The 18,345-nt window shown below is 55.4% G+C and carries 11 protein-coding genes; 3 read left to right on the plus strand and 8 right to left on the minus strand.

Going from position 1 to position 18,345, the window contains the following annotated elements:
- Positions 1-225 precede the first annotated feature (225 nt).
- Together AC2TDJ_RS09620 and AC2TDJ_RS09625 are read right to left on the minus strand one after the other, a co-directional pair.
- Positions 226-4,449 (minus strand): beta strand repeat-containing protein, encoded by a 4,224-nt coding sequence (locus tag AC2TDJ_RS09620; RefSeq protein WP_480841608.1) that lies wholly within the window; start codon positions 4,447-4,449, stop codon positions 226-228.
- Positions 4,450-4,698: 249 nt separating this feature from the next.
- Positions 4,699-5,187 (minus strand): helix-turn-helix transcriptional regulator, encoded by a 489-nt coding sequence (locus tag AC2TDJ_RS09625; RefSeq protein WP_480841610.1) that lies wholly within the window; start codon positions 5,185-5,187, stop codon positions 4,699-4,701.
- A gap of 277 nt (positions 5,188-5,464) precedes the next feature.
- Here AC2TDJ_RS09625 and AC2TDJ_RS09630 point away from each other — a divergent pair, with 277 nt between their 5' ends.
- Entirely contained in the window at positions 5,465-6,739 is a 1,275-nt protein-coding gene (locus tag AC2TDJ_RS09630; protein ID WP_480841612.1) for an adenylate/guanylate cyclase domain-containing protein, read from the plus strand.
- 130 nt (positions 6,740-6,869) lie between these two features.
- On the opposite strand, the gene AC2TDJ_RS09635 is transcribed toward AC2TDJ_RS09630, so the two are convergent.
- A complete protein-coding gene (locus tag AC2TDJ_RS09635) occupies positions 6,870-7,991 on the minus strand; it encodes an aminotransferase class I/II-fold pyridoxal phosphate-dependent enzyme (RefSeq protein WP_480841614.1) in 1,122 nt (373 codons plus the stop codon).
- A 41-nt stretch (positions 7,992-8,032) separates the two neighbouring features.
- On the opposite strand from AC2TDJ_RS09635, the gene AC2TDJ_RS09640 reads away from it, so the two are divergent.
- Positions 8,033-8,788 (plus strand): N-acyl homoserine lactonase family protein, encoded by a 756-nt coding sequence (locus AC2TDJ_RS09640; protein WP_480841616.1) that lies wholly within the window; start codon positions 8,033-8,035, stop codon positions 8,786-8,788.
- Between the two features lie 32 nt (positions 8,789-8,820).
- On the opposite strand, the gene AC2TDJ_RS09645 is transcribed toward AC2TDJ_RS09640, so the two are convergent.
- From AC2TDJ_RS09645 to AC2TDJ_RS09665, 5 genes are all read right to left on the minus strand, one after another.
- Positions 8,821-9,549 carry an SDR family NAD(P)-dependent oxidoreductase gene (locus AC2TDJ_RS09645; RefSeq protein ID WP_480841618.1) on the minus strand — a complete coding sequence of 243 codons (729 nt, stop codon included), beginning with the start codon at positions 9,547-9,549 and terminating at the stop codon, positions 8,821-8,823.
- Positions 9,550-9,718: 169 nt separating this feature from the next.
- Positions 9,719-10,744 (minus strand): adenylate/guanylate cyclase domain-containing protein, encoded by a 1,026-nt coding sequence (locus AC2TDJ_RS09650; protein ID WP_480841620.1) that lies wholly within the window; start codon positions 10,742-10,744, stop codon positions 9,719-9,721.
- Entirely contained in the window at positions 10,737-11,072 is a 336-nt protein-coding gene (locus AC2TDJ_RS09655; protein ID WP_480841622.1) for an Hpt domain-containing protein, read from the minus strand. The genes AC2TDJ_RS09650 and AC2TDJ_RS09655 overlap by 8 nt, the downstream gene beginning before the upstream one ends.
- A complete protein-coding gene (locus AC2TDJ_RS09660) occupies positions 11,069-15,973 on the minus strand; it encodes a GAF domain-containing protein (RefSeq protein ID WP_480841624.1) in 4,905 nt (1,634 codons plus the stop codon). The genes AC2TDJ_RS09655 and AC2TDJ_RS09660 overlap by 4 nt, the downstream gene beginning before the upstream one ends.
- A 218-nt stretch (positions 15,974-16,191) precedes the next feature.
- Positions 16,192-17,160 carry a LysR family transcriptional regulator gene (locus AC2TDJ_RS09665; RefSeq protein WP_480841626.1) on the minus strand — a complete coding sequence of 323 codons (969 nt, stop codon included), beginning with the start codon at positions 17,158-17,160 and terminating at the stop codon, positions 16,192-16,194.
- A gap of 130 nt (positions 17,161-17,290) precedes the next feature.
- Here AC2TDJ_RS09665 and AC2TDJ_RS09670 point away from each other — a divergent pair, with 130 nt between their 5' ends.
- Positions 17,291-18,295, plus strand: coding sequence for a TAXI family TRAP transporter solute-binding subunit (locus AC2TDJ_RS09670; RefSeq protein ID WP_480841628.1), 1,005 nt, complete (start codon positions 17,291-17,293; stop codon positions 18,293-18,295).
- The last annotated feature ends 50 nt before the right edge of the window (positions 18,296-18,345 follow it).

Below are 18,345 nucleotides of genomic sequence, written 5' to 3' on the forward strand. Positions count from 1 at the left end.
AGTATCTGAGGCGGTGGTGCTTGATGTTTGCCGCAGGCTTGGTGCGACTGGTCCGTGACGGAATGCAGACGCGCTACACCGGATCCCCCAACGCAACGCGAAACCAGTTTTGCGACTATCCCCTTGGTTCAGAAGGATGGTGGCATTGTGATAACAAAAATGGCCGATCCATGGATCGACCATTTTGATTGATTTTTTACAGTCGAAGCTTTCAGAGATCAGCGATCAGAACCTCCACTCGTAGGAGGCCCACAATGCTTGCGTCGACACGTCGGCCGCGACGGTTGATTTTGCCTCAACGCGAAGGGTGCCGCCGTGATCAAACGCTTTCTCATAACTCAACCCCACTTCGCCGAATGTGTCGGTTCCGCTGCCGCCCGAAGCCAATGTCAGCGTGTTGCCAAAGATGGCAACATCAATGACCGACGGCGTGTCTGCGTCGCGGTGAACCGCTGCCAGTGAGGCAGAGAGGCTTCCTCCCCCCACGGGCGTCGAGTAGACGCCGCCAATCCGGGTCTCGTTGAACGTGACGTCCCTTTCGCCCACTGTCGCATTGGCGCTGCTACCAGTCTCGGTGTAGCCGTCCAGGTTCTGTCTGCCGTACAGAAAACTGGCGCGGGGCGTCAGGATTGCGCCGTTCTCCATGGCGAATTCCCGCTCTGCCGCCAAAAGGGCAGTGATCATGTCGCTTGAGTAGTCAGCCACCGAACTGGTGTTTCCGCTGGCGCGGGTTTCGTTGTGATCCAGATTGCCGTAGCCCAGGCCGAAACTCAGATCGGCAAACCCGAAATCCTGAGCAACAATGCCGCTGACAAACACCCCTGACGTATCGAAGGAAGCGGAACCGAAGGTTCCGTCACTCTCAAGATAGCTGGCACCAAATCCGTATCGCAGCCCGGTTCCCAGGTCGCGGGTCAGGCCTGCGCTGGCGCTCCACATATTCGACGAAAGCGCCGAAGAACTGCCGCTTGCAGTGCCATCGCTTTGGCTGCCGCTGACAAGGAAATACGGTCGAAACCCTTCGATGGCCCCACTCCCACGGGTGCTGAGCACAAGGCGATCCCGGCTGACAGTACCGCTGTCGGCGCTATCCAGCTGGCGCGCCAAATCATATGTCAGGCCTGCAATCTCGAAAGCCTGGTTTGTGTTCGGTTCCATTTCGGCAGCATCGACCGAGGCATAGATGGGTGCCGAGCCCCCTTCGTCAGTAACGAACCAGCCCTGAGTGGCTGAGGATACCGATGTGGAGAACACACCGGCAGAGGTGTCATCGTCCTGAAAGCGATAAACAACTTTGCCACCGACATTCTTGAGATTTACGTTGTGATCGCTGACCCGAAGGGTTCCATCGATGTCGGCACTGGTTTCGATATTGAGTGTGCCGCCACCGTCACCGAGGAAAACTGCGAAACTCTTGCCGGATGACCGGACGTCAATGTCGCCGGTCACGTTAACCACACCCTGCGCCGTCTGCAGATACAGACCATATGCCTCTGCATCCGAGCTCCCGGTGGCAGATACCGAGATCGAGCCACTGTGGTTCAGAACGCCGTTGGTGCCCAGGGCGCCGCTGGTCAGACCATGGGCACGAACCATTGTGTCACCATGGGCCGCGACGGAAATCGACCCGGAGTTTTCAACGGTGCCGCCGATAATGCCGAACCCCAATCCAATTGCGGCTGCAGTCGCCACATTCCCGCTGTTGACCGTCACCTGCACGGACCCGGAATTGGAAATGTGAGCCGTGTCCAAAACTCCGCCAGCAAACATCCCGGCAGCGTAGGCGGAAGACCCTTGGGTGTTTTCGACCAATACCGAGATATCGCCGGTGTTGGACATGCGCCCGCCGATCCTTGAGGCTTGGATGCCCTGCGCATACGCATAAGAAACATTGTCGCCTGTCGCGGCAATCGAGATGCTGCCCGAATTCGCGTAGGTTCCGGTTTGTTCTACGGTCCGCGCAATGATACCCGTAGCACTGATGCTTGAACCATTCGCTGCCGCAGCCGTGGCAATGATGTTTCCCGAGTTTTCAAATGTCCCGCTGATACCTCTGAAACTGTTGGATGTGATGCCAACCGCTCCGGCGCTTGTTGCTCCGGACGCTGCAACGGTTATGGTGCCGGTGTTGACGAAGGAACCTTGGATTTCACCCGTTTCGATACCTCGCGCATAGGCCGAGGATCTGCCCTGTGCACGGGCGGTAATGGCTCCGCTATTGCTGAACGTGCCGTCGATGTTTCTGCTGCGAATACCCACGGCTTCGGCGGTGTTACCCTGCGCCATCGCGTCAATTGAACCGCTGTTGTTAAACTGACCATCAATATTCGAGGTAAAGATGCCATACGCGCTGGCGGTGGATACGTCGGAAATGGCCTGAACCGTCAGGTTGCCGCTGTTGGTCAAAGTGCCGGACATCAAGCCGCCGATCTGTAACCCGCTGGCGTCTGCCTGCGACCCCTGCGCGTTGGCCAGAACAGATACGGTGCCGGTGTTGGTCACGGACCCACCGGCGGTGATGCCGCTTGTGCGGATCCCCTCGGCTGAAACATTCGAGCCCTGAGACACAACCGTGATGCTGCCGCTGTTCGCCAATGCGCCCCTCACGGTCGAGGACCGGATGCCGATGGCCTCTACACTGGACCCGTCGACAACATTAACCGAAATCGTGCCCGAGTTGTTCAGCGTGCCGCCGATCTCGCTCAGGTCGATACCATAGGCCGACGCGTGATTGGCGGCGTCTGCCTGAACCGAAATGTTGCCCGAATTCGAGACCGTCCCGTTCAGCCGTCCGAGGTCGATACCCGCGGCCAGGGCAGAAAAGGTTGACGCGGCTGCATTCAACGTAATCTCGCCGGTGTTGATCACGGTCCCGTCCACATTCCCGGTCTTTATCCCCATCGCATTGGCACTGTTGCCCTGGCCAGTTGAAAGGATGTCGCCGTTGCTCCTCAGGGTACCCTGCACCATGCTGGCCGAAATCCCGGTTGCGGTCCCACCGTTTGTTCCGGTCGCGGCAACCACCACATGCCCGTCATTGGTCAACTGGCTGCGAATTTCTCCAACTTCCAAGCCAAATGCCGTGGCCGAGCCATTTCCCGCCCGCGCATCCGCGAAAATCCTCCCGCTGTTGTACAAGGCACCGGAAATGTTGCTTCCTCTAGCGCCGCGGGCCGTTGCAGAGGTGATACCCGCAGCAATAACATTTACCACCCCAGTGTTCGATGCGCTGCCGACGATATCGCCGAAGTCCAACCCATCGGCATTGGCTGCCATAACGGTCGCCAGTGCCTGAACATTCACTGCGCCGGAATTGTCGAAACGGGCACTGGCCGCCACTGTCGGGATATCAAAACCGTCGGCAGAGGCGCTGCCGCCCAACGCCCGGCCGTTTACCGCACCCGTATTGATCAGCGTTCCACTCAGGTTGGAAACTTCGATGACATCCAAGCTTGCCGAGCCCGCATTGCTCGCCGTCATCGCAACAGACAGGGCACCGCTGTTTTGCAGCCGGCCCGAAACATTCGCGATCTCGATTGCGTCACCGTTCGCGTTGTTTCTTGCATTTGCCACTACATTGATGGTGCCGGTGTTGTTCAGATCGCCCAGCAGATCGCCGATGCCGATCCCATCCGCACCGCCGTTGAGTTGCCCTGCCACTGAAACGTCAATAGGGCCGGAATTTTCGACGGTCCCGTTGATTGTGCTAATGAAAATGCCATCCGCAGTTGCCTGACTGCCGGAACCCGTGCTGGAGATATCAATGCTTATGGCGCCACTGTTGCGAACGGCCCCGTTTACCGTCCCTACTTGCAGCCCATTTGCTTCAGCCCGGCTGGAGTTACTGCCCCGCAACCGGATCGTGCCGGTGTTTGACAGCGTACCACCGACCTGATTGGCCAGGATTCCCACCGACGTTGCGAAGGTCAGGGCTGAGTTCGCGATGTCGATGACGCCGGTGTTCTGTATCGATCCCGTCGTGCTGCCCGAAATATCAATGCCGTGAATTACTGCGCTGTCACCAAGTGCTGCGCCCATTGAGATTGTGCCGGAATTCAGGACGGTGCCGGACAAACCGCCGTTGATGTCAATCGCCGCTCGCGTTCGGACGTTCGCTTCGGGGGCAGTCAGTCGTCCGGCGTTTGTCAGCGTACTGGAATAATCAGCAACGTTGATCTGCACCAGAGCTGGCCCGGGCAACCGGACTATGTCAATCGATCCGGTGGCCGTGACGGTGTGGTCTTCGTCGACGTTACTGACCAGAGGTGTGGTTCGCGGCCCATTCACAACCTCACCAAATCCAGATCCCGCTGATACTGCCAGAACCGAGGCGGAACACAGAAACACAGAAGGGGCGATACTTGCTACTCTACCCTTCCACTTGGTCAAACGCCCCCCGCGCCCGAAAGCACGAACTCTTTGCTCGATCTGCATGTAACTCTGCCCCATCTGGCTAAATTTCCGGTCCCCGGGTTCGAAGGTTGTTTCCCCGGCGTCACCCGCTCAATGCGCAATGTGTTTGCACACTCAAGATCGGCGTTAAATGTGCGATGGGGGCGGAAATGTGGCCAATTCGGCGGTTTAAAACTTTAGTTTATGCAATATGAACCGAGGTTTATCCTACTATGAGACTTCACGCGGCAATTGATGGCAGGGGCACTCTTTCCAGATGACGCGCCCCTTCCAAAACGGTTGATATCAAGCCACCGATCCACCGTCAGTCAGGTCCTCCAAAAGGGCGCTGAGAAGTTGGGTTTTGCCTGCGTATCCGGATTTTCTGTAGATTGAATTTGTTTGCGCCTTGATGGTGCCTTCCTTGGCGTCACGAATTTCCGCCATTTCAGCGATCGAGCATCCTTTGATTAGCAGGCGGGTGATTTCACGCTCGGCCTCCGAGAACGACCATTTCTCGAAATATGCGCTCAACAGATCTTCAAAGGCGCTGGAGGCTCTGGCCACCTTATCCTCAAGTGTCTCCTGATAGCGCTGCATTTTGAGAACTTCGATGCCAAGCACCATGATTGCACCGAACAGGGAGAGCATGATCAGAACTTCCCAGACATGAATATCATCCCATTCGTCAATCCAGGCCACGCCCATGGCTTCGCCTATGTCTTCGAACAGCATGATGCAGGCACAAAAGAGCGAGGCGAAGAAAGAAAAGGTCAGGCGTTTCTTGGAGGGCATTGAAGATTCCACATTTGCTGTTTTTGAGTCGCAGGTTCCTATGTCAGGTCCATCCGAAACCACAAGCAAGAAACGCCGGAGTGTCGAAGCCAATGTGGCAAATGGACCACGAGGTCCTGATCGGACCCAGAGTACCAATTAATGCTGCTTCTCAGCGTTTGCTTCAGGATCATGTGCAACATCAGTGTCAGTGATGTCCCAGCACCTGACGAGTTTGACCCAAGGTCAACGTCCCCATACGATTTCACACGTCGTTTTGAGAAAACGAATAGATACGATGACCATGGACTTCATCCGCATCGGCCACAGGCCTGAAGACGATCTCGCCACGCGGCGACTGAAGTCTGTTCTGGCCATTATCATTTTCATTACAATGGCAATGTCTTTGTCGTTCTTCCTGTTCGAACCGAACCGGTCGGTACTCCTGCGGGCCTTTGACGTTGCGGCGCTGATCACCGAGGTTACCGCACTTGTGATTTTGCATGTCAGTCGTGACGTTAAGACGCTTTTCTACTTTTTCTGCCCTTTGCTCATGGTCATCCAATTCGGTTTCACCTTGTTGAATGGAAACCGCGAAGGCGACATTCTTCCGTTTATCGTAATTCCTGCGGCTGCTGTCGTTGTCCTTGGACCGGAACGCTCGAAGATCTGGTTTGCAGTTTCACTTGGTGTCATGCTTTTTCTGCCATTCATCGAGCTTGCACTTCCCGAGGTTTCATCGGCCGCGCATCAGACCGCAACAAACCCATCGGGTTCGCTTTTCGATTCTGCTTACCGTCGACCGGTCGAAGTGGGTGAAGGTCTTGCAATGGCCATCGGCGTTTTCTTCATCTATTTTCTCACTTATTCCGGCTACAAACAGCTCCAGAATGCCAATGCGCTGATCCTCGTACAGAAAGAACAGATTGAACATGAGCACGCGCGCGCCGAGCGGCTGCTGGAAAACATCCTGCCACGTTCCATTGCAGAGCGGCTAAAGCAGGAACCGGACCAAATTATTGCGGATGACCTGCTTCAAGTCACTGTCCTATTTGCGGATATCGTTGGCTTCACGCCGCGCGCTTCAAAGATGTCCGCAACGCAGACAGTCACCTTTCTCAATGCGGTCTTCTCCAGGTTCGACAAGCTGGCGGATGAGTTCGGGTTGGAAAAGATCAAGACAGTGGGCGACGCTTACATGGTTGCCGGCGGGTTGCCCGAACCCAGCAATAGTCACGATTCAGACGTTGCGGAAATGGCGCTGAGGATGCTTGAGACATTGGACGAGTTCGGCAAGGAAATTGGCGATGATGTAACCGTCCGGATCGGTATTCACACAGGTCCTGCGGTCGCCGGCGTTATTGGGACACGCAAGTTCTTCTACGACGTTTGGGGGGACACTGTGAATCTTGCTTCCCGGTTAGAGGCGCACGGATTGCCCGGGCGGATACAGGTCAGTGACGCAACACGTCGCGCACTTGCAGATAAGTTTACATTTGAACTGAGGGGGCAGGTCGAGATCAAGGGAATTGGAACTACAAACGTATATTTCCTGACCGGGAAAGCGGGTTAGTGCAGTAGGTCTGCAACCTGATTCAGCGGCCGATTACAAAAAATTGGATCCTTCGCTCGAACCGTGCATCGCTTTGGTATGCGAAAGTTGCACTTTGGCCGAACGTAACTGAAAGTGGCTGTAACGCTTGTTAATCCAGTTCCGACAAGAGTAGGGACATCCGCTTCAATCCCAATTCCAGATTGGCGGCAGTGCCACCTCCAACACCCAGCCGAATATGGTTGGGCATATCGTATGATGACCCTGGTAGAAGAAAGGTGCGGTACGGATCGGCCAACAGGCGTTTTGCAAATGTATCCCCGTCAATCCCCTCCAATCTGGCCAGCCCGATCAAACCGGCCTGAGGTTTTACCCAGCTCAAACGTGGTTGACCGGAAACAAACTTGTCCAGCTTTTTCAGCGTCTTGCGCCCGGCAGCACGAGCGGATTGAAGTGTTGCTTCGTAACGTTCCGGCCGCAGGGCGATTTCCGCTAGCACCTCGCCAAGAATGTTCATGATCTCACTCGAGTTTTCACGCAGGATAATTGCGTCCCAAATCAAACTCGGGTCACGGCAAACCATCCACCCGGTGCGCAACCCCTGCATTCCAAGTGCCTTGGACACACTTCCGGTGGTTATGCCGCGATCATACATACCGGCAATCGACGGTGCCCGCTGACCTTGCCATTCCAGGCCGGCATAGACCTCATCGACCAAAAGCCAAGCACCGACGCGGTCTGCAATCTGTACCAGACGGTCCAATTCCTGCCGTGTCATTAGTCGGCCGGTGGGATTGTTCGGGTTGGTCAGAAAAATCATCCGTGTGTGATCGGTTACCGCCGCTTCCACCGCGTCCAGCGGTAAAATCCAGCCGGACGTTTCGTCCCGGTCTACCAGTTTCAATCTGGCTCCGACTGACTCGGCCAGAACCCCGGCCTGTGGCCATCCCGGTCGATCCGTCACGACTTCGTCGCCGGGTTGCACCAGTTGCATGAAGGCAAGGTAATTCGCCTCGGCCGTCCCCGCCGTGATCAAAACGTCGCCCGGGTGGCACTGATCAGTCAAACCAGCGTGGTCCAACACATGTTCGCGCAAGGCAGGCAGACCCCGAAAGCTTTTCTGGTTCCAGTCCAGGGGTAAATCGGGATCAAGAGCATCCAGAAAATCGCCCAATCGAGGTGGCTCGGAGAGCGAAAACCCAATGAAAGCTTCCGGCTCGGCTTCGGTCGTGTCGAGCAGATACTGAAACAACGTGTGTACCTTGACTTTCATGCTCAGCCCCAAAATTCTTGTCGGATACAGGAGGAAAGTGTGTGCAAGCCGAAGGATTTGTCAAAGGGCGGCCCGTGAATCTGGCTGTGTTGGATTACGGGCTGTTCAAAGTTCACTCAAATGGTCGTGTTATCGGGATCAGCGGGTTTGCGATCCGGACAGACGCCGACGAGACGATCCTTGTCGACTCCGGTTTCCCTGAAAAATACGCAACCGATACGGATACTGCATCTCAGGAGGACCGGTTGTTTGAGTTTGGAGAAGTTCTTGTATGTACGCCGGATAATCTTCCAAAGGCACAGCTTGCAAAGCTTGGGTTGGCTCCCGAAGCGGTAACTCTGTACATCTGCACTCATACACATATTGACCATGTTGGCGGCCTGCATGCCTTTCCCAAAACGCCAATACTGATTTCGGCCAAAGAACGCGCGTTGCCCCGACCATTGTATTGGGGCGGAATGCAACCGCTGGACTGGCCGGATCGCAATTATCTTGAAGTTGAAGGCGATGTAGCGGTTGGGCCAGGGCTGACAGTCCTGGAGGCACCGGGGCACGCACCGGGTCAGATAGCGTTGTTGGTCGAGCTGCCGTCGGGCCCGGTCCTGCTGACCAGCGACGCCATTTCCCGACCGGCAGAGATCGAGGAAAAGTTTGCAGGATCCTGGGACGAAACTATGGCGATCGCCAGCGCAAACCGATTGATGAATCTGGCCGCTGAGAAGGACGCATTCATAATTTACGGCCATTGCCCGGAACAATGGCCGAACCTTCGGAAAGCCCCAGACGTGTACAAATGACCTTTTTGAGTGGCAGGCGCTTCATCAAGGCGCTAACGCACGTCACGCCCCTGATTGAGAATGATGACGTTCCCGCTGCAGATGTCACCCGCCGGCGAAATCAGAAAGCCGACCCAATCTGCAACCTGTTCGGGCTGCATTGCCTGTCCGTGCGGCATCGCGCTGATCGCGTTTTGCAATACGTCCTCCGTCAGAACTCCGAACAATGGTGTCTCGGTCATGGCGGGCGCAATTGAGTTCACGCAGATTTTTTCTCGGGCATAGCGGCGCGCGAGGTCCTTAGTCAACGTATCCATCGCCGCCTTCGATGCCCGGTAGTGCGGTGGATCAAACACGTCGAAATTGTAAGCGCCGTTTGAAGAGATATTGACGATCTTCTTTACCCCTTCTTGCCCCAGCATCAACGGTATGGCCTGCTGACAGCAATGAAAGGCCGAAGAAAAATTGATTGACATCTGTTTGTCGAACTCGTCGCTCGGGATGTCCGGAAATTCCGACATGAAGCACGTGCCCGCATTGTTCACCAGTGCGTTCAGGCGGCCGTGCCCGGCTTTGATACCTTGAAACGCCGCCGCCACGCGATCGGATTGCGTCAGGTCAACGCATACTGGTGAGAAACCCGCATCCAATTCTTCGGACACCTTTTTCAGGCCGTCAGCGCTGATATCGAAACCAAACACATGCATGCCATTGGCAACGAGTTTGGTGCAGATGACGCGTCCCATTCCGCCCGCAGCGCCGGTAACAACCGCTACTTTCAATGATATCCCTCTTTCATTCGCAACCAGATCACCTGTTTGGCTCTGCGCGTCCGGTAACTATTATCCGAACTTCGTTCTGGGGCAACTGCGGGCAAATATCTTGCGCTGAATGTTAGGTGTTCTTCCTTCGAATTAGCGCGATGAATTGGCAACCGGTCACCAAAACAGGTCATAGCGTGAAAATGTCTTGTGGACCGGAAAACCCTTTGAATTCAACTTTCCGGATCCTTTGGACGTTCGCAGAATTGTTCAGACAAGCCATCGTCCGTTCATCAAAAAGAATGCTTTGATCCGCTTCGCGGGTATGGGCCTCCAGCCGAGCAGCCAGGTTCACAGTGTTGCCGATGCATGTGTAGGTCGCCCGTTCGTCCGTGCCGGCATAGCCTGCAACAACATCGCCGGTGGCGATGCCAATGCCCAGCCGAAGCTCGGGCGTGCCCTCAACTGCCCGATCCGCATTTAGCACATTGATCATGCTCAACATCTCTTGAGCAGCGGAAACCGCGCTTTGCGCTGAATTTTCCAGCGACTGTGGCGCACCGAATAGTGCCATCAAACCGTCACCGATCATCAGGCTGACAATTCCGCCGTTGCTGGAAACGGCTTCGAACATCAGGGCATAGTAGGTGTTCAGGAGTTCGATCGTCGCCTCAGGTGGCAGGTCTTCGGACAATGCGGTGAAATCGCAGATGTCGCAGAACAGCACCGACGCTGACACCCGCCGACCACCGATCGCAAAACCGGATTCCTGCAAATCCTGTGCAACCTCATTGGTCGCAAATCTCTCCAACAGACGCTTTTGCTCGTCCCGGAGGCGCTTTTTTTCAAGGCTTGACGACAAGCGCGCGCCCAGGAGTACCTTGTTTACCGGTTTGGCCAGATAATCTTCGGCACCCAGTTCGATACATCGCACTACGTTGTCCAGACCCTCAACAGACGAGGTGACAATAACCGGCACATCGCGAAGATCTGAGGTGCCCTTGATCGCCTCCAGCACTTCGAACCCATCCATTTCGGGCATTTCGATATCCAGCAACACCAGATCAAAGTCGTCCTCAGCCAGCTTTTGCATCGCAATGCGTCCGTTTTCCGCGACGTCGGCGCGATGACCCAACAACTCGACATTACGGGCCAGCAGAAGCCGGTTGACCTTGTTGTCGTCAACGATCAGCAAATGTCCCTGTTGATCAGCCATCCACAATGTCCCGCAAGGCTGTGGATGTACGTGCATATTCCGCATCCAACTCGGTGAAACGCGGATGCGAATTGCTAATGTCCAATAATTCCATTTCGCGGGACAGTTTGGCCAGCCCGGCCGCGCCAAAGATGTTGGCGTTGGACTTGATTGAATGCGCCGCGCGCCGGAACGCATCAGCGTCCATTGCCACCGCCGCTTTTTTGAGATCCGCAATCATGCCGGGTGCTTCATCAAGGAACGTGTTTACCAGATCGGCCGTAAATTCGGGGCCTGTCGTTTCCTGCAACTCGGCGAATACCTGGTGATCGATTGCACTGTCGCTCATGATGCCTCCCCGCCGCGCTGCTTGACCCTTGTCAAAGCTGCGACCAATTCCTCAACTCGGATAGGTTTCGCGATGTAATCGTCCATGCCGGCACCAAGGCACATTTCGCGGTCTCCCTGCATGGCGTTGGCAGTCATCGCCACGATTTGTGGCCGGTCGCCATCGGGATGATTGTTGTTGATCTGCCGAGATGCTTCCAGACCGTCCATTTCAGGCATCTGAACGTCCATCAGCACGACATCGTAGGTCTGTCGGGCCACACTTTCTAGCGCTTCGATTCCGTTGCTGGCCAGATCGGCACGATATCCCATTTGTCCCAACAAACGTATTGCCAGCTTCTGGTTCACCAGATTGTCCTCAGCCAGCAAAATCCGCAATGGATGCCGTTTGGCCAGTTCGGGATCGGTTTGCGACTTGCCCGTATCTTTTGCGTTCACGTCGGGTTTGGGATTTGGCGCGAGAAGCGAAACCAAAGTGTCAAACAGGTTCGATTGACGCAACGGCTTGGCGAGGTAGGCGTCAAACAATCCCCTTTCGGCTTCGACATCGCGCAAACCGAGGCTACTGAACAGGACCAGCGGGATGTTTGGATGGGTTTCCCTGATAGTCCGAGCCAGCATTACCCCATCCATTTCGGGCATGTGCATGTCAATAATGGCAAGGTCGAACGCTGCATCTGACTTCAAAACGTCCAGAACCTCATGCGCAGAGGCAATCGCCCTTGTCCGCGTACCCCATTTTTCGGTCTGCAATGACAGGATCTTCCGGTTGGTTTCATTGTCATCCACCATCAGAAGGCGTTTGCCAGCCAACTCGGATTGCTCACCCACAAGGTTGCGAGCCACTTTTTTGGGCAAATCGGCGGCCCTTGTCCGGATCGAAAAGTGGAATGTCGAACCTTTTCCTTCGCCATCGCTCGTCGCCCACATCGTGCCACCCATCAATTCGGCCAGCCGTTTCGAAATCGCCAGCCCCAACCCGGTGCCACCGTATTTCCGTGTAGTTGAGGAGTCGGCCTGACTGAATGACTGAAACAGGCGGCTCATGCCTTCATCCGTCAGACCAATACCAGTGTCGCGCACTTCAAATCGCAGGTTGGTTGCACCGTCGGACGCTGACCCAACCGAAACCGTCAACACGACCTCTCCTCTGTCGGTGAACTTGACCGCGTTTGACAAGAGATTCAGAAGGATCTGCCGCAACCGGGTCAGATCGGCGCTGATTGCGGGTGGAACGTCGTCGTCCAAGATATAGGCCACATCCAGCTGTTTTTCCGCCGCGCGCCCGCCAATCAATTCCAGCGCGGATTCAATGCATTCACGCAGATCGAAGGGATGCTCCTCGATAGCCATCTGACCCGCTTCGATCTTGGAAAAGTCGAGGATCTCGTTGATGATCGCCAAGAGTGCGTCGCCGCTGTCTCGAATTGTGCGGGCATAGTCTGCCTGTTCAGAGTTCAAATCGGTATCCATCAACAGGCCACTCATTCCGATCACGGCATTCATCGGGGTGCGGATTTCGTGGCTCATCGTAGCCAGGAACGCGCTTTTGGCTTCATTGGCCTTTTCCGCAGCGGCGCGCGCGTCCTGTGCTTCCTGAAACAGACGGACATTTTCGATGGCAATAACCGCTTGATCTGCAAAGGATTCTGCCACGGCAATTTCGTCCTCTGTGAAGGCGCGCTGAACCTTGCGAACAAATGCCAACCCGCCAATGCATTCTTCGCCGCGAAGCAACGGTAGCATCAACGAGGATTTGAAGTCTTGCGCGTCGCGGATGTCGCGATCCTGCTGAGGCAATTCGGCTTTTGTCCAGTCCGGAACATGGAGCAGGGACCTGCTGACAAGGCAGCGAGACGGCAGGTTGTTGGTTGGATCAACCGGATAATGTGTTTTGGTTGTGTCAGCCTGCACACCTTCTGGCGTTGCCACAGCTTCCTGCCAGAAGTGTTTGCCATCGCTTTCCATGACAACAGCCAGGTCGCAAGAAATAAGTGAGGTGGCCAGACGGACAATTTCGTCGAAAACCGGTTTGGTATCTGTGGGGGACTCACTGATTACCCGTAAAACATCGGCGCTTGCCGTCTGTCTTGCCAGTGCCGCCTTTGTCTCGTTGAACAAGCGCGTGTTCAGGATCGCAATCACCGCCTGATCCGCAAAACTTTCGGCTAATTCGATCTGCTCTGCGGTAAAGGCGCGCCGGGCTGTGGACCGGGCAAAGATCAGAACACCCACACAGGCTTTGTCCCGCACCAGCGGCAGGTAGAGGCATTCCGTCAAACCGAATTTCCTGACGGTTTCAGCTTCGTGTAACGGCAGCTCCTCCTTGGAAAAATCCGAAATGTGGACCAGCTTGCCGGTCCGAAAGACCTGGCTCGGATAGTTCAGCTCGGGCTCGATCCGTACCGGCTCGGCATTCAGACTGTCCATTGGACCATCAATGGTCATGCCCGCGGCGGGCGAAAAATACTCGCCGTCCCGGATCAGAACTGCCGCACCGTCGCAATCGAGCAGTTGCAGCCCGGCACTGGCAATCGCCTCGAACACCGGTTTTGCATCCTCCTGCGCGCCGCTGATCACACGCAAAATGTCGGCGCTTGCTGTCTGACGCACAAGCGAAGTCTGCAATTCCGAGAACAGGCGTGCATTGTTCAGCGCTATCACGGCCTGGGACGCAAAAGTCTCCAGCAGCGAGATTTGCCTTGGCGAAAACGCAGACACCTTTTCGTCCGCCAACGCTATGACGCCAATAGCTTCGTCATCCTTGATGAGCGGAACAGCAAGAGAAGAGCGGAAACCGCCGCGGCGCGAAGCCTCTTTCCAGGTATAGGATTCGTCAGTTTCCGTATCTTCTATGTAAACGGTTTGCTTTAGAAGTGCGGCGCGCCCTGTGCTGCTGCCGCTGACCGGTCGCACCGGATTGTCGGTCATGAACGTGCGAAACTCGCTGTCCACGCCGACAAATTCAACAACGCGGTAGGCGCCGATATCGCGATCCAACAGCGCAATGTAGCCATATTGCGGGGCACACAATCGCTCTGCGACTTCCAGTATCGCTCGCAATACCGGTTGCACCTCGTTCGGCGATTGCGAGATGACGCTCAGCACTTCGGACGTGGCCGTCTGATACTCCAACGCTTGTGTCACCTCAGCCGTACGGTCCTGCAACTCGGTAAACAGGCGCGCGTTGCTGAGCGCGATCACCGCCTGCGCAGCAAAGGTTTCGAACAGGGCAATCTGCTTCGCGGTGAACGCGTTTTTCTTGACGTGGGCAAGCGTGATCACCCCAATGGTTTTTCCGGCCTTGTTCAAAGGCACACCCAGACCCGAAAGGAACCCGCCCTTTCGGGCCTGTTCATGCCAGCCGTAATCGGTGTCCGCTTCAATGTCGGGAATATAGGTCGTCTTGCCGGTCAACCCGACGCGCCCGGTTACCGTTTCGCGACCCGGAGAGAAAACCTGTTGCGCCAGGATCTCTTCGAACATGTCGTTAACGTTGTGTGTGGCTACAACGTCATAAATCCCGGTCTGCTCGTTGAGCAGTGCAACATAGGCGACCTCGGGCCTGCAAATCCGGACCGAAACCTTCAGAATTTCCTCCAGAACCGGTTGTACTTCGTTCGGTGAACGGGAAATCACACTCAGCACATCCGACGTCGCGGTCTGGTACTCCAGAGCTTCTGTCAGTTCTGCCGTGCGCGCCTGCACTTCCTCGAATAGGCGAGTATTGTTGATCGCAATCACGGCTTGGGATGCAAAAGTTTCCAGCAGCGCGATTTGAGTGTCAGAAAAGGCCGAAGGCCGCTCGTGGCCGAGTGTTATGACACCCACAACAGCATTTTTGTCCAGCAAAGGCACCCCAAGCGCCGAGCGGAAATTCCCTTGTTTTGCAGCGTCTTTCCATTCAAATTCCGCGTCCAGCTCGGTGTCTTTGATGTAGACCGTTTTCTTCAGAAGTGCCGTTCGCCCGGTGCAACTTCCAGCATCGATTTCAAAAGCTACTTCCGAAAGGAATTTGCGGAACTCGGTCGTCATCCCGTGTGTTGCCGCGACACGGAACGTGTTGTCTTCAGCATTCAAAAGCGTGGCGTAAGCGGTCTGCGGCTGGCAAATGCGCGAAGCGACCCCCAGGATTGTTTCCAGTACCGGCTTTAACTCGTTGGGCGAGCGGGAGATAACTCCAAGCACTTCGGATGTCGCTGTCTGGTGTTGCAATGCTTCCTGCGTGTCAGCAAACAGTCGTGCGTTTTCAATCGCGATGCCGGCTTGGTCCGCAAATGTCTCCAGAAGTTCGAAATCGGCCTGCTGGGGGCCGCTCCCCGTCGGCCAGCCCAGAACCAGAACACCCCATATTTCCTCTTCACGGTGAACGGGAACCGCCACCATTTCTTTATAGTCGAACTGCTGTGCCGTCTTGTAATCCGAATATTCCGGAGATTGAGCATTCAGCAGATGGACGGTGCGGCGGTCGCGAATTGCCGGAAAGGTGATCGAATTCTCTGCGGGAACAGCGGGGAAATTGGCGAGATAGGCCTCCATGAACGACTGGGTGAAACCATGGCTCGCGCAATAGTGGATCATCTCATTCGCGTGACGCCACAGGATACAAAACCGAGCATCGCAAAGCTCGGTTGCGCTGGTGACGATGGTGTCGAAAACGGGTTGAGCGTCGTTTAGTGAGCGGCCAATGACTTTGAGAATTTCGGATGTGGCGGCAAAACGCGCCTTTTCATTTGCCAGTCTCTGCCTCAGAGCCTTGGCTTCATTTGCAGGATTGGTCTGCGGTCCAAAATTCGTTTCGTCATAATCCATCAAGAACTTATACCCGTTGACGGCGGCAAAGAGCCAAATGATCACACGACCGATGGTTGGTTTTGAACGATAGAGAATTTTCTGACTCAAGCCCAGTTTTTGTTATTGCTCAAAACCCACGATGCGTGGCGCGAGACGCCAGTGATCGCTTTGGTGGCAACCAGTGACCTACACGCCCTCAGGTCTTCGGGGATTTCATTGCGAGCCTACCATGCTTGGCGGCACCACGAGGCGGGTAGGGTCATGATATTGCACGTTCCCGGGCGGCTCGGATTGCCGGAAAACGCAGCGAAATTTTCCGCAAAGTCCTAACTGTGCCTTCCAGTCTCGTCTGAAATCTTCCGCGTTTGGGGATTTGCACCAACTTCAGCAAGCATTTTCTGCACCTCGATCTTCCAACCTTCTCTTATCTTCAAGGCCAGACGCGAAGTTGGTCGATGTTCAGGTTTCAGGATCGCGTACTCATACCTGAGCGGGTCATCAAAAGGGAGGAAAACGACGCGGTCATTTGAGAGGTTGAGCTCCCGCTCGGTTGCAACCGTCAATGGGTCAACAATCGTGCAACACTGGCCTGAACTGACAAAAGGAATAAGCGGCAGAAAATACTGACACGTCACGGTCGGATTGTACCGGGCGGATATCGCCTGAAACTCCTGTTTTATCTTTCCCTGAAAAGGATGGGTTGTGTGCAATCCACCCATCGGAACGCCGTCTAAATCGGAGATGTTGATGCTGTTTTTGGTTGCCAGAGGGTTGCCCCGATCCATAGCGCAAAAACAATCGCCGCTGATGATTTCGGCCGAAAATTGACGTTGCTTGCCGACGGAAAACTCAAAGTCCGCAAATCCGAAATCGATATTCTGAGTACCCGCAAGCTCCATGATTTGCGGCGAACTGCGTGTTGACAGCGTGATGCGGATCTCGGGGTTTTCGCCAACCGACTGGCTGATGAAGCGAGGAAACAAAAAGGCCGAGGGGCCGGGCATGGTGGCAATATTCAAGCTGCCCGAATGACCTTTGATCAATCCGTCCATCGTATTGGAAATCGTTGAAAGCCGGTCCAGAATGTCAGTCGTTTCGGCCAGCAAATAATGAGCCTCCGGAACTGGAACGAGGCGCCGCCCCTTGCGTTCGAACAAGGCCAGTCCAAGACTTTTTTCCAGGTTCTTCAACGCCAGGCTGATCGCCGGTTGTGTGCGGTTCAGTTTCTTCGCTGTCTGAGAGATGGAGCCTGTTTCCATCACTTCGCGAAACACTGTGAGCTGCGTGAGGTTCATCCTTAGACACATAAGCTAAACTTTAGTTTTGTGAAATATAACAAATTTGTATTTATGAGAATTACTTTTAGGCTTTCAGGATCGAAGTTCGGGTGAACCGAATCCAAGGATCCAAAACTGGGAGATGACAATGAAACTCATGAAATGCCTGACAGGTCTCGCATTGGCAGGAGCGCTTGCTGCGCCCGCATTGGCGCAGGACCCGACATTCTTCCGCATCGGCACCGGGGGCGCAGGCGGGACCTACTTCCCGATCGGCGGCACTATTGCAAACGGTATCTCGGCCCCTCCGGGTTCGCGTCCCTGTGAGGAGGGCGGCCAGTGTGGTGTGCCCGGTCTGATCGCCATTGCGCAATCAACGACCGCATCGGTCTTCAACAATGCCGCAGTTCAGAACGGAGAGCTTGAGGCCGGTCTGGCCGCCGCCGACGTCACACGCTCGATGTATCTGGGTGAGGGCAAATTCGAAGGCAAGCCTCATCCGAAACTGCGCATCGTGGCCAACCTTTTTCCCGAAGACCTCCATCTGGTTTTGCCCGCTGGTGAGACCATCAACGACCTGAGCGATCTGGAGGGGAAGCGCGTCGGCATTGCACAGGCCGGTTCAGGAACGCAGGTTGCCGTGTTGCAGATGCTTGAGGCGTGGGGCGTCAACCGCGACAACATGGACGAAGCCGAACTGAACAACAGTCAGAGCGCCGAGCGTCTGGCCGACGGTCAGTTGGACGCCTATTTCTATGCAGCAGGCTGGCCGGTTGCCGCGATGGTGCAGCTATCTTCGACGAAGGGTATGAATCTGCATTCCTTCTCGGACGAGGATTTGGCGAAGATCAACGAGATCATCCCGGCCTACATCCCCTCGGCCATTCCGGGTGGCGTCTATGACGGGATCGACGCCGAGACCAAGACACCGGCGGTCAGCGCAATGCTGGTTGTGTCGTCGGATCTGTCGGAGGATCTGGTTTATCAGCTGACCAAGGCCCTGTGGAACGACAACACCCGCAAGCTGCTGGATAACGGCCATGCCAAAGGCAAGCAGATCACGCCTGATACCGCGTTGGATGGTGTCGAAGCCTTGGGTGTTCCGCTGCATCCGGGTGCCGAGAAGTTCTACAAGGAAGCCGGGCTTCTTTAATAGCCGAAATTCGGCGCAATCAATCGTCCGGTGCCCCTGAGCGGGGCACC

This window comes from Ruegeria sp. HKCCD6647-2, assembly GCF_057221075.1.

Bases quoted from the DNA above. Each gene is read 5' to 3' on its own strand.
- AC2TDJ_RS09635 (WP_480841614.1), bottom strand. From the start codon at position 7,991: ATGAAAGTCAAGGTACACACGTTGTTTCAGTATCTGCTCGACACGACC.
- AC2TDJ_RS09620 (WP_480841608.1), bottom strand. From the start codon at position 4,449: ATGGGGCAGAGTTACATGCAGATCGAGCAAAGAGTTCGTGCTTTCGGG.
- AC2TDJ_RS09665 (WP_480841626.1), bottom strand. From the start codon at position 17,160: ATGAACCTCACGCAGCTCACAGTGTTTCGCGAAGTGATGGAAACAGGC.
- AC2TDJ_RS09650 (WP_480841620.1), bottom strand. From the start codon at position 10,744: ATGGCTGATCAACAGGGACATTTGCTGATCGTTGACGACAACAAGGTC.
- AC2TDJ_RS09625 (WP_480841610.1), bottom strand. From the start codon at position 5,187: ATGCCCTCCAAGAAACGCCTGACCTTTTCTTTCTTCGCCTCGCTCTTT.
- AC2TDJ_RS09655 (WP_480841622.1), bottom strand. From the start codon at position 11,072: ATGAGCGACAGTGCAATCGATCACCAGGTATTCGCCGAGTTGCAGGAA.
- AC2TDJ_RS09670 (WP_480841628.1), top strand. From the start codon at position 17,291: ATGAAACTCATGAAATGCCTGACAGGTCTCGCATTGGCAGGAGCGCTT.
- AC2TDJ_RS09630 (WP_480841612.1), top strand. From the start codon at position 5,465: ATGACCATGGACTTCATCCGCATCGGCCACAGGCCTGAAGACGATCTC.